Below are 14,068 nucleotides of genomic sequence, written 5' to 3'. Positions count from 1 at the left end.
GCTTCCTGACGGACGCTCGCCGTTCCTCCAGGCTGGTTTTCACCCCACGCGGACGACGGAAAGGAACGCGCCATGACCGACATGGACGAGAACTCGCCCGTCTTCGCGATCGCGGTCGCGGCGGAGCTCGCCGAGATGCACCCGCAGACGCTGCGGCAGTACGACCGGCTCGGCCTCGTCGTGCCGGGTCGCACCCGGGGTGGGTCGCGGCGCTACTCCATGCGCGACGTGGTGCAGCTTCGCGAGATCGCGCGCCTCGGCTCCGAGGGGGTGTCGCTGGAGGGCATCCGGCGGGTGCTCGACCTGGAGAACGAGAACAAGGCGCTCCGCGACCGGGTGCGGGAACTCGAGTCGGCGCTGGCCGACCAGCTCATCAACCGGCCCGGCGCACGGGTCTTCGCCGCCACCGCGAGTGGTGCGGCGATCTCGCTCAAGGCGGGGTCGCGGCCGCAGCGGAACACGCAGATCGTGTTGTACCGCGGGCCGCGCTGAGTGTCGGAGAGCGCAGAACGCCCCCCGGTGACCATCTGGTCACCGGGGGCGTTCTGTGAGCCGGGGCTCAGTTGATGGTGAAGTGGACGGGCGCTTCGCTGGTGGCGTTGCCGGGGGCGGTCTGCTTCGCGGTGAGGACGTAGCTGCCGCGGGCGAGGTCGATGTTCGACTCGGCGCTCCAGTTGCCGTCAGCGTTGACCTTCGCGGTCGTGACGGCGCGGGTGGTGCCGCGGATCTCGATCGTGGCTCCGGCCTGGCCGGTACCGGTGAAGGTGGGCGGGGCCCGGTCTCGGTGCCGTTCGTCTCGGGAGACGTGACCGCGATCGGCGCTGCCGCGGCGGCGGCGATGGTGAAGTGGACGGGCGCTTCGCTGGTGGCGTTGCCGGGGGCGGTCTGCTTCGCGGTGAGGACGTAGCTGCCGCGGGCGAGGTCGATGTTCGACTCGGCGCTCCAGTTGCCGTCAGCGTTGACCTTCGCGGTCGTGACGGCGCGGGTGGTGCCGCGGATCTCGATCGTGGCTCCGGCCTGGCCGGTACCGGTGAAGGTGGGGCGGGGCCCGGTCGCGGTGCCGTTCATCTCGGGGGTCTCGACCACCACCGGTGCGACCGAGTCGTCTTCGGCGGCGAACGCGATGTCGCGCATGACCGAGGTACGGCCGTCCGCGGTGGTCTGGGTGAAGGTGAGCTCGTAGCCCTTGGCGCTGGTGAGGTCCGCGTCCGCCTTCCACGTGCCGACGCCGGAGCGTGAGCCGGTGACCTCGGCGCTGAACACCTGGTGGCCGTCCTGGTCCGTGGCGGTGACGGTTGCGCCGGCCTCGGCCTTGCCGGAGAACGTGCGGGCACCGGGCGCGTAGGTGTTGTCGTCGGCGATGCCGTCGACCTGCAGGAGGCGGGGGAGCGCCACACGCTCGGACGTCCCGCTGAAGTCGCGGCCGTCGAAGACCAGGTTGACCATGTCGAGCTGCTTACCGGTCGCGGCGGCGGCGATCGTGTAGCTCCACACCGCATCGGCGCGGGTGGTGTGCCCGACGACGCGGTCTCCGTCGAGGATCCAGAGCCCAGGAGCGTCATCGCGCTCCCCGACCACCTGGACGCGCCCGTCCGGGTAGACGAACACGGACCGGAGGGACGGTGCGGCGGCAGTCGGGTCGATCGGCAGCTGCTCGAGGGCGACGGGCACGCGGGCCGACGAGGTGCCGTCGGCGGCGCGTCCGACGACGTAGACCGTGGAGCCGACGCGGTCCTGCGGGAGTCGAGCGGAGTAGCCGGTCTCGCCGAGGCTGGCGTCGGCGATGGTGGAGCCGGCTTCGTCCTGCACGACGACCGAGTCGACGTCCTCAGCGACGGAACCCGCCACGACGAACGACCCGTCGAGGACGCGCCCCTTCTGCACGACCGTCGGCGCCTGCGGCGCGTCCGATGCCGCCGGCGAGAACCGGACGTCGCGGAGCTCGTTCGTTCGGCCGTCGGTCGTCGTCTGCGTGAGGGTGATCACGTGGTCGGAGTCGGTGAGGTCGGCATCGGCGTTCCAGGTGCCGGTCCCGTTGCGTGCCCCGCTGACCTCGGTCGTGAACAGGGTGGCGCCCGACGCGGTGTCCTTCGCGACGACCGTGGCACCGGCGGTTGCACTGCCGGCGAAGTGGGTGGTGCCCGGCGTGAACGTGTTCTGCTCCTGCAGTCCGTCGATCTTGATGGTGCGGGGGATCGGGATGCGCTCGCCGCGGGTCTGGGTGCCGTCGGCTGCGGTGTGGACCCGGATCACCTCGAGACCGGCGTCCTCCAGCCGGTTCTGCACGGTGATGAAGAACGCGCCACCGCCGGTCGCGCGGTCGTAGACCGTGTCACCGAGGACCAGCCAGAGGTCATCGCCGCCTGCGTCGCCCGCGAGGACCCGAGATCCGAACGGTGTGCTCCAGTCCTGGTAGAACTTCGGGGCCGTCAGCGAGGGGTCGACGGGCAGCGCGTCGAAGTCGGGGATGTCGGCGCGCACTGCGGGCTCCGAGGTGGAAGGTGCGGTGGACGTTGGTGCCGCGGTGGCGACGGCCGGCGTCAGCAGGCCGAAGCCGAGAGACGCGGTGAGGACGCCGCACACGACTGCGGCGCTCCGGAACGAGGTGGATGCCATGAGGGCTCCTTCTGGTGGGGGGGACCCTCAGGATACCGACATGTGAAATATACAACCTGTTCGCATTGTGAGTGCGATGGCCACTGGCTCCGGCGCTGGCCGCCGCCGGGTACGCTGACGCGGTGCCAGACTTCGCCGACCTCTTCCGCCGACGCGACGACGACGCGCCCGACCTCATCGCGATCGACGGCACCGACCGCTTCCTGCTCGACGAAGCACCGCACGTGCACGGCGACGCACTCCGGCAGCCCGACGAGGTCGCGGTCGTCGACGACCGGTACGGGGTGCTGACGCTCGGCCTCATCACGCAGTACGGGGCGAGCGACATCCGCGTCGTGCAGGACTCCCTGGTGGGGGAGCGGGCGCTCGAGGCCAACGCCGGCACGTTCGGGCTGCGCGGCTTCCACCACCCCGACTCACTCGAGGATGCCTTCCGCGACGTGCGGCTCGTGGTGCTGCGGCTGTCGAAGTCGCACGATCGGCTCGACGAGATCGCCCGCGCGGTCGCCCGGTTCGCGGCGCCCGACGTGGTGCTGCTCTGCGGCGGCAACGTGAAGTACATGCACGTGACGCAGAACGACGTGCTCCGGCGCTCGTTCGGCGAGGTCACGGCATCACGAGGTCGTGGCAAGTCGCGACTGCTCATCACGCAGGACCCCCTGCGCGCACAGGCGAACCGCGCCGCCACGACGAACCCCTGGCCCCGTTCGGTGCACGTCGACGACCTCGGTATGACCCTGGTGGCGCACGGCGGTGTGTTCGCCGGGACGTCGCTCGACCAGGGCACCCGGGTGCTGCTCGACGCGATGGACCAGGCGGTCCCGACCGCGCGCACGATCGTCGACCTGGGCAGCGGCAACGGCGTGATCGCAGCTGCGGTCGCCCGGCGGCGACCGTCGGTGCGGGTGATCGCCACCGACGTGTCCCGGATCGCGGTCGAGTCGACGCGTGCGACGGCGGAGGCCAACGGTGTGGCCGACCGGGTGACGGTGCTGCGGACCGACGCGGGCGACGAGCTCGCGGAGGGGTCCGCCCAGCTCGTGCTCTGCAACCCGCCGTTCCACGCGGACACCACGGTGACCACCGACACGGCCGAGGCGATGTTCCGGAACGCGGCCACGATCCTCCAGGCCGGCGGTGAACTGTGGTGCGTCTGGAACACGCACCTGCGCTACCGGCCGGTGCTCTCGCGCCTGGTGGGGCCGACCCGTGAGGTCGTCCGGACCCCGAAGTTCACGGTGACGGCCTCGGTCGCGACCAACCGCTGACGGCGAGAGCCGCCCGGGCTGACCCGGACGGCTCTCGCGACGGTGCTGGGACCGATCAGGCCGGCACGTAGTCGAACGTGTCGGGGTCGGGGCCCGTGCGGTGCCCCTTGTCGAGGGCGGTGATGTCCGTCATGTCCTCGTCCGAGAGCTCGAAGTCGAAGATCGCGAAGTTCTCCTCGACGCGGGCGCGCGTGACCGACTTCGGGAACACGATGTCGCCGCGCTGGATGTGCCAGCGGAGGACGACCTGGGCCGGGGACTTGCCGACCGACGCGGCGACGCGGGTGATGGTCTCGTCGTCGAGGACGAGGCCCTGCGCGATCGGGGACCACGCCTCGGTCGCGATGCCGAGCTCGCGGTTCACGGCGCGGAGGTCGTCCTGCACGAGGTACGGGTGCACCTCGATCTGGTTGACCGACGGCGGGACGTCGGTCTCGGCGCGCAGGCGGTGCAGGTGGTGCGCCTGGAAGTTCGAGACGCCGATCGAGCGGGCGGTGCCGGCGTGGTACAGCTCCTCGAGGGCCTTCCACGTCGGGACGAAGTCCGAGACGGTGGGCAGCGGCCAGTGGATGAGGAACAGGTCGGTGTAGCCACCGAGCAGGTCGGCCGACTTCTTGCCGTTCTCCAGCGCTGCGGCCGGGTCGTGGAAGCCGTTGTTGAGCTTCGAGGTGACGAAGATCTCCTCGCGCGGGATGCCGGACGAAGCGATCGCCTCACCGACCTCCTTCTCGTTGCCGTACATCTCGGCGGTGTCGATGTGGCGGTAGCCGACCTCGAGCGCGGCCAGTGTGGCGGCCTTCGTCTCGGAGGGGTCGATCTGGAAGACACCGAAGCCGAGCTGCGGGATGGTCTTGCCGTCGTTCAGGGTGATGTTCGGAACGGTCATGGTGTCATGCAACCAAACGCCCCTCAGCGCCCATTCCGCCAACACCCAGGAACGGCGACCCCGGGCGCGCCGTTCAGGCGAGCGCAGCCGTGATGTACGCCTGCAGGGCCTGCCCGTACGCGATCGCCGGCACCTCGGACGCGAAGCTCCGGTCGGCCCCGCCGATCGTCGCCGTCACGGTGAAGACCACGCGACCGCCGACCTGCACCCGGGTCAGTCCGATGAACGAGGGCCCGAGGAGTTCGCGGAGCTGGTCCTCGCGGGGCAGCCAGAGCGACTCGGTGGCGGTGACCGAGTCGAGCGCCCACTCGGTGGTGCCGTTGAAGCCGAGGATCGTGCCGGTGGGGGAGTCGTGCCGCTCGACGGTCATCTCCGACACCGTGTAGACGTCGTCGTCGATGCCGGGCTTGTCGATCACGAACCGGTCCCCGGTCTCGGGGTGCCAGCGGAGGCCGGCGTCACGGAGGGACCTGGCGAGTTCGACGGTGATCACGTTCCCACCTTGCCCGCGCGACCCGCCCCTGTCACCACCTAGGTTGCCGAAAGCATCCCGTACTAGCATCGCCGAGCACCCCTCGCGCGAGCGCAACCCGTTCGCGCGCGCGACGTGACGACGCCCGGGCAACCGGTGCCGAGCCTCCAGGCCGTGGGAACCGGCCGTGGGTCGGACCGCCGGTCGGCGTCCCCGACCGAGGCTGACGGACACCCTGCCGCCGAAGAGAAGGACCCGCATGACCCTCGAACGCGAGGAACTCCGCGACGACTGGACAGTGACCCTGGCCGGGGGAACCGGCGCGCCGGACGGTGTCGCGGGCCGTGCCATCCCGGCGACGGTGCCTGGCCAGGTGCACACCGACCTGGAGCGGGAGGGCCTGCTGCCGGACCCGACGTTCCACCTGAACGAGCAGCCCGCCAAGTGGGTCGGTCGCGCCGACTGGGCCTACCGCCGCACGGTCGACGTCGACCCGCGGGGCCACGAGCGCGTCGACCTGGTCTGCGACGGCCTGGACACGGTCGCGGAGCTCAGCCTGGACGGCGTCGTCGTGGGCACGACCCGCAACATGCACCGCCGGTACCGGTTCGACGCCCGGGTGCAGACGGGATCCGGCGGCACCACGAAGGACCTCGAGATCCTGTTCGAGTCGCCCTACCGCGAGGCCGGCCGGGTCGCCGCGAAGGCCGGCAGCATGCCCGGCCCGTACGACGAGCCGTTCCCGTACATCCGCAAGATGGCGTCGAACTTCGGCTGGGACTGGGGGCTGACGGCGGTCACGAGCGGCCCCTGGCGGCCGGTCGCGATCGAGCGTTGGTCGACCGCGCGCCTGCGCGAGGTCCGCCCGCTCGTCGACGTCGAGGCCGGCGAGGGCGTGCTCGATGCGCACATCACCGTCGAGCGCTCGGGCATGAACGACCTGGACCAGGACGGCGAGGACGACGACCTCGTGCTCGTCGTCACCGTCAGCGGCGAGACCGAGGACGGCGGCACCACACGTCAGCGGTCCCGCGCGCAGCTGACCCCGAAGGACGACGAGACGGTCGTCACCGTGCGCGTCCCCGAGGCGCGGCGCTGGTGGCCGCGCGGCTACGGCGCGCAGCCGCAGTACGACGTCGTGGTCGAGCTGCAGACCGTCGACGGCGAGGTGCTCGACCGCGACACGTTCCGCACCGGGTTCCGGTCGACCCGCATCGAGACCCAGGTCGACGGCATCGGCCGCCCCTTCGCGGTGCACGTCAACGGCACGCTCATCGACGTCCGGGGCGTCAACTGGATCCCCGACGACGTCATCGTCTCGCGCGTTGATCGTGCCCGACTCGAGTCCCGGCTGGGTGCCGCGGCCTCGCTCGGCACGAACCTCGTGCGCGTCTGGGGCGGCGGAGTGTACGAATCGCGCGACTTCTACGAGGTCTGCGACGAACTCGGTCTGCTGGTCTGGCAGGACTTCCCGTTCGCGTGCTCGGCGTACCCCGAGGTCGAGCCCATCCGCAGCGAGGTCATCGCCGAGGCGCGCGACAACGTCGCCCGCCTCGCCCGCCACCCCTCGCTGGTGGTCTGGAACGGCAACAACGAGAACATCTGGCTGCACGACGCCGACGGCTGGGGTGCGGAGCTGGGCGACCGGGGCTGGGGACTCGACTACTACCTCGACCTGCTGCCGACCATCGTCGACGCCGTCGACCCGTCGCGCTTCTACACGGTCGCGTCGCCGTGGTCCGGCTCCGAGTCGCTGCCCGCGAACGAGGTCGACCACGAGACGCACCATTCGTGGGACGTCTGGAACCGGCTGCCCGACACCGCCTACCGCGAGTCGGTGCCGCGGTTCGTGTCCGAGTTCGGCTGGCAGGCGCCGCCCGCCTGGCGCACGCTGCGTGAGGCGCTCACGGACTCGCCGCTCCGGGTCGACTCGCCCGGTGTGGTCCACCACCAGAAGGCCGCGGACGGGATGGCCAAGCTGGCACGCGGACTCGAGCCGCGCTTCGGCGCGGTCGACCCGGCCGCGTTCGACGCGTGGCACTACCTGACGCAGCTCCAGCAGGCCCGGGCGATCGCGACCGGCATCGAGCACTGGCGCACGCACTGGCCGCGCAACACGGGTGTCGTGGTGTGGCAGCTGAACGACCTGTGGCCGGTGTCGTCGTGGTCGGCGATCGACTCGGCAGGGCGGCTGAAGCCGCTCGCGCACGAGCTGCGCCGCCTGTACGACGACGTGCTGCTGACGATCCGTCCGGTGTCGACGGTGTCGACGGTGTCGGTGACGCCGGGTGCGGCGGGTGCCGCTGGTGCGTCGGGTGCGGAGCGGACTGGAGGCACGGATCACCCGGGTGGATCGTCTGCGGTCGGCGAGACGGCCGACCTGGGCGAGCTCGCGGACACGCTCTCGCTGGGTGTCTCGCCCGGCGCGTTCGGGTCCTCGCCCGTCGAGGTGGCCGTCCGGTCGACCCGCACCGGGCACGACAGTGTGGTGCGGGTGCGCCGGATCACCACGGCCGGCACGATCCTGGCCGAGGTGTCCCTGCCGGTCCGGTTGTCCGCTGCCGGAGTCGCGGTGGTGTCGCTGCCCGAGTCGGTCGGTGTCGTCGACGACCCGGCGAACGAGCTCATCGTCGCGGACATGGACTGGCGCCGTGCGGTCTGGACCCCCGGCCCCGACGCTGCCATCCGTTGGGAGCCCGCCCGCTACCGGACCTCGTTCGCGGTGGTCGACGGCGGTCTGGACCTGACGGTCGAGGCCGATTCGCTCGTGCGCGACCTGCTGGTGCAGCCGGACCGGGTCGCGGCCGGCGGCACGGTCGACCGCGGGTTCATGACGCTGCTGCCCGGAGAACGGGTGGTGTTCCGGCTCGGCGGTGTGACCGAAGCGGATGTACCGGCGCTGCGGTCGGAGCCGGTCCTGTGGAGTCTGGACCGCGCCCTCGCTCGTTGATATGCAGAACAGCACGGTGATATATTTGACGTTGCGCCGCTCGTTGTCGTGACCTGAGCGACTCCGGCGTCCGATCGACCTCCTCGTCGACCGGTCGACAGGAGGTCCCACATGTCGCTCGCCATGCGCCCAACCACCGGAGCGGTGCCGACCGTGCTGCACTCGACCGCGCTGCACTCGACCGCGCTGCACCCGATCGTCCCCGTGTCCTCCCCTGCCGGGGCTGCTGGGTCCACGGCGTCGCACCGCACGGTCGCTCCGGCGGGGGCCCGCCGAGGGTTCGTCCCCGCGGTGGCGCTGCTCGACCTCGTGCTGCTGCTCGCCGCGTTCGTCATCGCCCACGTCGTGCGGTTCCCCTGGGAACTCGCGTCCGTCCGACCGCGGTCCGGCTGGCTCGAGTTCGTCGTGGCCCCCGCCATCGTCGTGGTCTGGATGCTCCTGCTCTCGGTGTTCCGCACCCGCGACCCCCGGATCGCCGGCATCGGCGGCGACGAGTACCGCCGCCTGGTCACCGCGAGCCTGGTCGCGGTCGCCGGTGTCGCGGTCGTGGCGTACGCAGCGCAGCTCGACCTGGCTCGCGGGTACGTCGCGATCGCCTTCCCGTTGGGACTCGTCTTCCTGGCGCTCGGCCGCAAGGGGGTCCGGACGGTGCTCGCCCGCAGCCGCGCCAGGGGTGAGCACCTGCAGGACGTCCTGATCGTCGGCGACGCCGAGGACGTCCGCTACGTGGGCGCGCGGATCGCCGCCGCACCGAGTGCCGGCTACCGAGTGCGTGCCGTCGTGACGGACTGTGCTCCGGTCGGGGCCGAGGTCGACCTGGGGGCGGCCACGGCTCCGGTCGTCGGCGGCATCGAGGACGTGCTCGCGCACGCCCGGGCCGAGGGTGTGTCGGCCGTCGTCGTCGCGGGCGCTGTCCGTGGTGGGCACGCGCGCCTCCGTCGACTCGGGTGGCAGCTCGAGGAGCACGGCGTCGAGCTCGTCGTGTCCTCTCCCCTGGCCGACATCGCCGCCGGGCGGGTGCACGAGCGCCCCGTGGACGGGTTGCCGCTCATGCACGTCGAGACGCCCGACTACCGCCGCCGCGCGGGCAAGCGGGCACTCGACGTCGTCGGCGCCGCGCTCGGCCTGACGCTGCTCGCCCCGGTCCTCGCCGTGGTCGCGCTGGCGATCCGCGCCGACGACGGCGGGCCGGTCTTCTTCCGGCAGGTCCGCGTCGGTCGCGGCGGTGCGGAGTTCCCGATCCTGAAGTTCCGGACGATGGGCATCGACGCCGAGGCGCGCATGGCTGCCCTGCAGTCCGAGAACGAGGGCGCCGGTCCGCTGTTCAAGATGAAGGACGACCCGCGGGTGACCCGGGTCGGCGCGTTCCTGCGACGGACCTCGCTCGACGAACTGCCGCAGCTGTGGAACGTGCTCACCGGTTCGATGAGCCTGGTCGGCCCTCGGCCTGCCCTGCCGCGCGAGGTCGCGCTGTACGAGGACTTCGCGGACCGCCGACTCCTCGTGACCCCGGGGATCACGGGCCTGTGGCAGGTCAGTGGCCGCTCGGACCTCGACTGGGCCGAAGGGGTCCGGCTCGACCTGCACTACGTCGAGAACTGGTCGTTCCTGCACGACCTCGTGATCCTCGCCCGCACCGTCCCGTCGGTGCTGCGGTCCCGCGGCGCGTACTGAGCGCTGCGCTTCCCTGTACGAACGGTGTCCGTTCCGGGGCCCGGCCTGGGCATCCAGGGGCGGGGGAGTTACGATGGACGCACACGGACTTCCGCCGCGTGGGTCGACGACGATCACCGGACGGCGACCAGTTCCACAACAAGGAGTCATGATGCTCGGAAACCTCGGCGGCATTCACCTGCTGATCATCCTCGGGATCGTCATCCTGCTGTTCGGCGCGACCAAGCTCCCGGCGCTCGCCAAGGGCCTCGGCCAGTCGATCAACATCTTCAAGAAGGAGATGTCCGACGACGAGAAGAAGGCCCAGGCCAACGGCACGGCGCCGGACGGCACGGTGCACAACAGCACCGTCCAGAACGCTCCCGCCGAGCCCGCCGCCGGTCCGGTCCTGAACCCGGGGCCGAGCGCGCAGCCGAACACCGACTCCCGGCGTTAGGACACCCAGCCCCGTCCTGTCGGCAGCCCCCGCGACCACATCGGTCGCGGGGGCTTCGTCGTGCGGGATCGACCGCCGGGCACCCCGTGCCGCAGGATGAGCACATGACCGCTCCCGTTCCCGTCCCGGCCCCCGTGCCGCACGGAGTCGCGCCGCTCCGGGACGACCGGCGGATCGTCCTGGTGGTGGCGATCCTGGCGTCGTTCGTCGTCGGGCTCGACTCGAGCGTCGTGAACGTCGCGCTCCCCGCGATCCGGCAGGAGCTCGGCGGCGGACTCGTCGTGCAGCAGTGGGTCGTCGACGCGTACCTGGTCACCCTCGGCTCGCTCATCCTGGTCGCCGGCAGCCTGTCCGACCTGTTCGGCCGGGTCCGGATCATCACGTGGGGGCTCGTGGTCTTCGGGATCGCCTCCGTCGTGTGCGCGATCGCCCCGACCGGCGAGGTGCTCATCGTCGCCCGGGCGCTGCAGGGCGTCGGCGGGGCACTCGTCATGCCGAGTGCACTCGCCCTCATCGTCGCGGCGTTCCGCGGGGCGGCGCAGGCGAAGGCGATCGGCACGTGGACGGCATGGTCGAGCGCGGCCACGATCCTCGGCCCCGTGGTCGGTGGGTTGGTGGTCGACGGCATCGGGTGGCGGTGGGTCTTCGTGCTCACCGCGGTGCCGATCGCCGTCACGATCCCGCTGGTCCTGCGCATCACCGGCGACGTGCACCCGGCGGTGCGCCCACGCATCGACGTCGTCGGGGCCGTGCTCGCCGTGGTCGGGGTCGGCGGTGTCGTGCTGGGCCTCATCGAACAGGAGCGGCTGGGGTGGGGTGCGCCCGTGGTGGTCGGCGCGCTCGTGCTCGGTGCGGCCGCACTCGTGGCCTTCGTGCCGTGGGAACTGCGGGTGACCCGGACGACGGGGTCGCCGCTCGTCCCGCTCGAGTTGTTCCGGGCGCGGAACTTCACGGTCGGCAACCTCGCGACCCTGTCGATCTACGGCGCGCTCGGCATGGTGTTCTTCGTCGTCACGCTGTTCCTGCAGGAGGTCTGGCGGTACCCGGCCTGGCTCGCCGGACTCGCGACGCTGCCGCCGACGATCATGCTGCTCGCGCTGTCCACCGCCGTGGGGTCCGCGGCGGGTCGGTTCGGCCCGCGGTGGTTCATGGCCGCCGGGCCGGCCGTGGGCGCGGTCGGGGCGCTCCTGCTGCTGCTCGCCGGCGACGACCCGACCGGTTACTGGTGGTCGGTGTTCCCCGGTCTGGTGCTGATCGGCGTGGGCATCGCCCTGATGGTCACACCCCTGACGAGCGCGGTGCTCGGGTCGGTGCCGCAGTCCGAGGCCGGGTCGGGTTCGGCCGTGAACAACGCGGTCGCTCGGATCGCCGGCCTCGTCACGGTGGCACTGGCCGGTGTGGTGCTCGGCGGCGAGGTGAGCGTCGACGGGCTGCACCGGGCCATGGTGGTGATGGCGCTCCTGCTGGCGGCCGGTGCCGTCGTCAGCGCCGTCGGGATCCGGAATGTCCCCGACCGCACGTAAGTTGAGTGGAGTAGACTCAACTCCAGGACCACCGCAACGAAAGGACGGAACGCATGGCGAACCTCCAGGGCGCTCCTGACTCCCAAGAACGACAGAAGACCGCCCTCGAGCAGTACGGCATCGACCTCACGGCGATCGCCCGCAGCGGCAAGCTCGACCCTGTGATCGGACGTGACTCCGAGATCCGACGCGTCTCCCAGGTGCTGACGCGCCGCACCAAGAACAACCCCGTGCTCATCGGCGAGCCCGGCGTCGGCAAGACCGCCGTCGTCGAGGGGCTCGCGCAGCGCATCGTCGCCGGCGACGTCGCCGACTCCCTCAAGGACAAGCGACTCATCTCGCTCGACATCTCCGCCCTGATCGCCGGCGCCAAGTACCGCGGCGAGTTCGAGGAGCGGCTCAAGGCCGTGCTCAAGGAGATCAACGACTCCGACGGGCAGGTCATCACGTTCATCGACGAGCTCCACACCCTGATGGGTGCCGGGGGCGGCGAGGGCTCCGTCGCGGCGTCGAACATGCTCAAGCCGATGCTCGCCCGCGGTGAGCTCCGGCTCATCGGCGCGACGACCCTCGACGAGTACCGCGAGTACATCGAGAAGGACGCCGCGCTCGAGCGTCGCTTCCAGCAGGTCTACGTGGGTGAGCCCAGCGTCGAGGACGCCGTGGCGATCCTCCGCGGGCTCAAGGAGCGCTACGAGGCACACCACAAGGTGACGATCAACGACTCCGCACTGGTTGCGGCCGCGAGCCTGTCGAACCGGTACATCTCTGGCCGCCAGTTGCCCGACAAGGCCATCGACCTGATCGACGAGGCCGCGAGCCGACTCCGCATGGAGATCGACTCCAGCCCGGTCGAGATCGACGAGCTGAAGCGGAACGTCGACCGGCTGCGGGTCGAGGAGTTCGCGCTCAAGCAGGAGAAGGACGACGCCTCGAAGGCCCGCCTCGAGACCCTGCGCAACGAGTTGCACACGCGCGAGGAACGGCTGGCCGAGCTCGAGCAGCGCTGGCAGGCCGAGCGCGCGAGCCTGAACCGCATCGGTGAGCTCAAGCAGCAGCTCGACGACCTGAACATGCGGTCGCAGCGAGCCCAGCGCGAGGCCGACTACGAACTCGTCTCCCGACTGGAGTACGGCGAGAAGCCCCGCATCGAGGCCGAGCTCGCCGCCGCCGAACAAGCCGAGAGCGCCGACCGGATGGTGAACGACAGCGTCACCGACGAGGACATCGCCGCGGTCATCGCGCAGTGGACGGGCATCCCGCTCGGCCGACTGCTGCAGGGTGAGACCGAGAAGCTCCTGCACCTCGAGAGCGAGCTCGGCCGCCGCATCATCGGGCAGCGCACCGCCGTGACCACCGTGTCCGAGGCCGTCCGTCGCACCCGCGCCGGCATCTCCGACCCGGACCGCCCGACCGGTTCGTTCCTGTTCCTCGGCCCGACCGGCGTCGGCAAGACCGAGCTGGCCAAGGCGCTCGCCGAGTTCCTGTTCGACGACGAGAAGGCCCTCGTCCGCATCGACATGAGCGAGTACGGCGAGAAGCACTCCGTGGCCCGCCTGATCGGTGCCCCGCCCGGGTACGTCGGGTACGAGGCCGGTGGGCAGCTCACCGAGGCGGTCCGCCGCCGTCCGTACTCGGTGATCCTGCTCGACGAGATCGAGAAGGCGCACCCCGAGGTGTTCGACGTGCTGCTGCAGGTGCTCGACGACGGGCGACTGACCGACGGCCAGGGGCGCACGGTCGACTTCCGGAACACGATCCTCGTGCTGACGTCGAACCTGGGGTCGCAGTTCATGACCGACCTGTCCCTGAGCGACGTGCAGCGGGAAGAGGCGGTCCGTGAGCTCGTGCAGCAGGCGTTCCGACCGGAGTTCATCAACCGTCTCGACGACATCGTGGTGTTCCAGGCCCTGACGGCCGACGACCTCGGGCAGATCGTGTCGCTCTACGTCGACCGGCTGGCCCGCCGTCTGACCGACCGTCGGCTCGAGCTCGCCGTCACCCCCGAGGCGCGCGGCTGGCTGGCGGAGCGCGGGTACGACCCGCTGTACGGCGCGCGGCCCCTGCGTCGCCTGATGCAGCGGCAGATCGACGACCGGTTGGCACGCGCCATCCTGTCCGGTGACGTCCGCGACGGCGACACCGTGCGGGTGGACGTCGCGGCGGACGGGGACGGCCTGACGGTCGAGCCCTTCGAGCTGGCCGAGATCGTCGAGGAGTAGCCCACCGAGACGGACGGGAGG

The 14,068-nt window shown here is 71.1% G+C and carries 10 protein-coding genes; 7 read left to right on the top strand and 3 right to left on the bottom strand.

Going from position 1 to position 14,068, the window contains the following annotated elements; all coding sequences use genetic code 11:
- The first annotated feature begins 81 nt into the window (after nt 1-81).
- Nucleotides 82-492 (top strand): heat shock protein transcriptional repressor HspR, encoded by a 411-nt coding sequence (locus BR70_RS0103155; protein ID WP_027464889.1) that lies wholly within the window; start codon nt 82-84, stop codon nt 490-492.
- A 39-nt stretch (nt 493-531) separates the two neighbouring features.
- On the opposite strand, the gene BR70_RS0103150 is transcribed toward BR70_RS0103155, so the two are convergent.
- Complete coding sequence (locus tag BR70_RS0103150) at nt 532-2,616, bottom strand: Ig-like domain-containing protein (protein ID WP_027464888.1); 2,085 nt, start codon at nt 2,614-2,616, stop codon at nt 532-534.
- Nucleotides 2,617-2,738: 122 nt separating this feature from the next.
- Here BR70_RS0103150 and BR70_RS0103145 point away from each other — a divergent pair, with 122 nt between their 5' ends.
- Entirely contained in the window at nt 2,739-3,884 is a 1,146-nt protein-coding gene (locus BR70_RS0103145) for a class I SAM-dependent methyltransferase (protein WP_027464887.1), read from the top strand.
- 55 nt (nt 3,885-3,939) lie between these two features.
- Here BR70_RS0103145 and BR70_RS0103140 read toward each other — a convergent pair whose 3' ends face one another.
- The gene (locus BR70_RS0103140) at nt 3,940-4,770 is read right to left on the bottom strand and encodes an aldo/keto reductase (RefSeq protein ID WP_027464886.1); all 831 of its coding nucleotides are present in this window, start codon (nt 4,768-4,770) and stop codon (nt 3,940-3,942) included.
- Nucleotides 4,771-4,843: 73 nt separating this feature from the next.
- Complete coding sequence (locus BR70_RS0103135) at nt 4,844-5,263, bottom strand: hypothetical protein (RefSeq protein WP_027464885.1); 420 nt, start codon at nt 5,261-5,263, stop codon at nt 4,844-4,846.
- A gap of 238 nt (nt 5,264-5,501) precedes the next feature.
- Between BR70_RS0103135 and BR70_RS19270 the strand changes: the two genes are divergently transcribed.
- The 5 genes from BR70_RS19270 (at nt 5,502) to BR70_RS19260 (ending at nt 14,047) form a co-directional block, all read left to right on the top strand.
- On the top strand, nt 5,502-8,192 hold the full coding sequence (locus tag BR70_RS19270) for a glycoside hydrolase family 2 protein (RefSeq protein ID WP_051596582.1): 2,691 nt from the start codon (nt 5,502-5,504) through the stop codon (nt 8,190-8,192).
- Between the two features lie 111 nt (nt 8,193-8,303).
- Nucleotides 8,304-9,866, top strand: a complete 1,563-nt coding sequence (locus tag BR70_RS19265) for a sugar transferase (protein ID WP_051596581.1) — start codon at nt 8,304-8,306, stop codon at nt 9,864-9,866.
- 151 nt (nt 9,867-10,017) lie between these two features.
- Nucleotides 10,018-10,302, top strand: coding sequence for a twin-arginine translocase TatA/TatE family subunit (tatA, locus tag BR70_RS0103120; RefSeq protein WP_027464884.1), 285 nt, complete (start codon nt 10,018-10,020; stop codon nt 10,300-10,302).
- A gap of 104 nt (nt 10,303-10,406) precedes the next feature.
- Complete coding sequence (locus BR70_RS0103115) at nt 10,407-11,825, top strand: MFS transporter (protein ID WP_081827212.1); 1,419 nt, start codon at nt 10,407-10,409, stop codon at nt 11,823-11,825.
- A gap of 53 nt (nt 11,826-11,878) precedes the next feature.
- A complete protein-coding gene (locus BR70_RS19260; RefSeq protein ID WP_081827211.1) occupies nt 11,879-14,047 on the top strand; it encodes an ATP-dependent Clp protease ATP-binding subunit in 2,169 nt (722 codons plus the stop codon).
- Nucleotides 14,048-14,068 lie beyond the last annotated feature (21 nt).

Origin of the sequence: Curtobacterium sp. UNCCL17 (assembly GCF_000686685.1) — a bacterium.
Lineage (GTDB): Bacteria > Actinomycetota > Actinomycetes > Actinomycetales > Microbacteriaceae > Curtobacterium > Curtobacterium flaccumfaciens.
The sequence above is the reverse complement of the archived record's forward strand: the minus strand, read 5'-3'. Positions and strand labels throughout refer to the sequence as shown.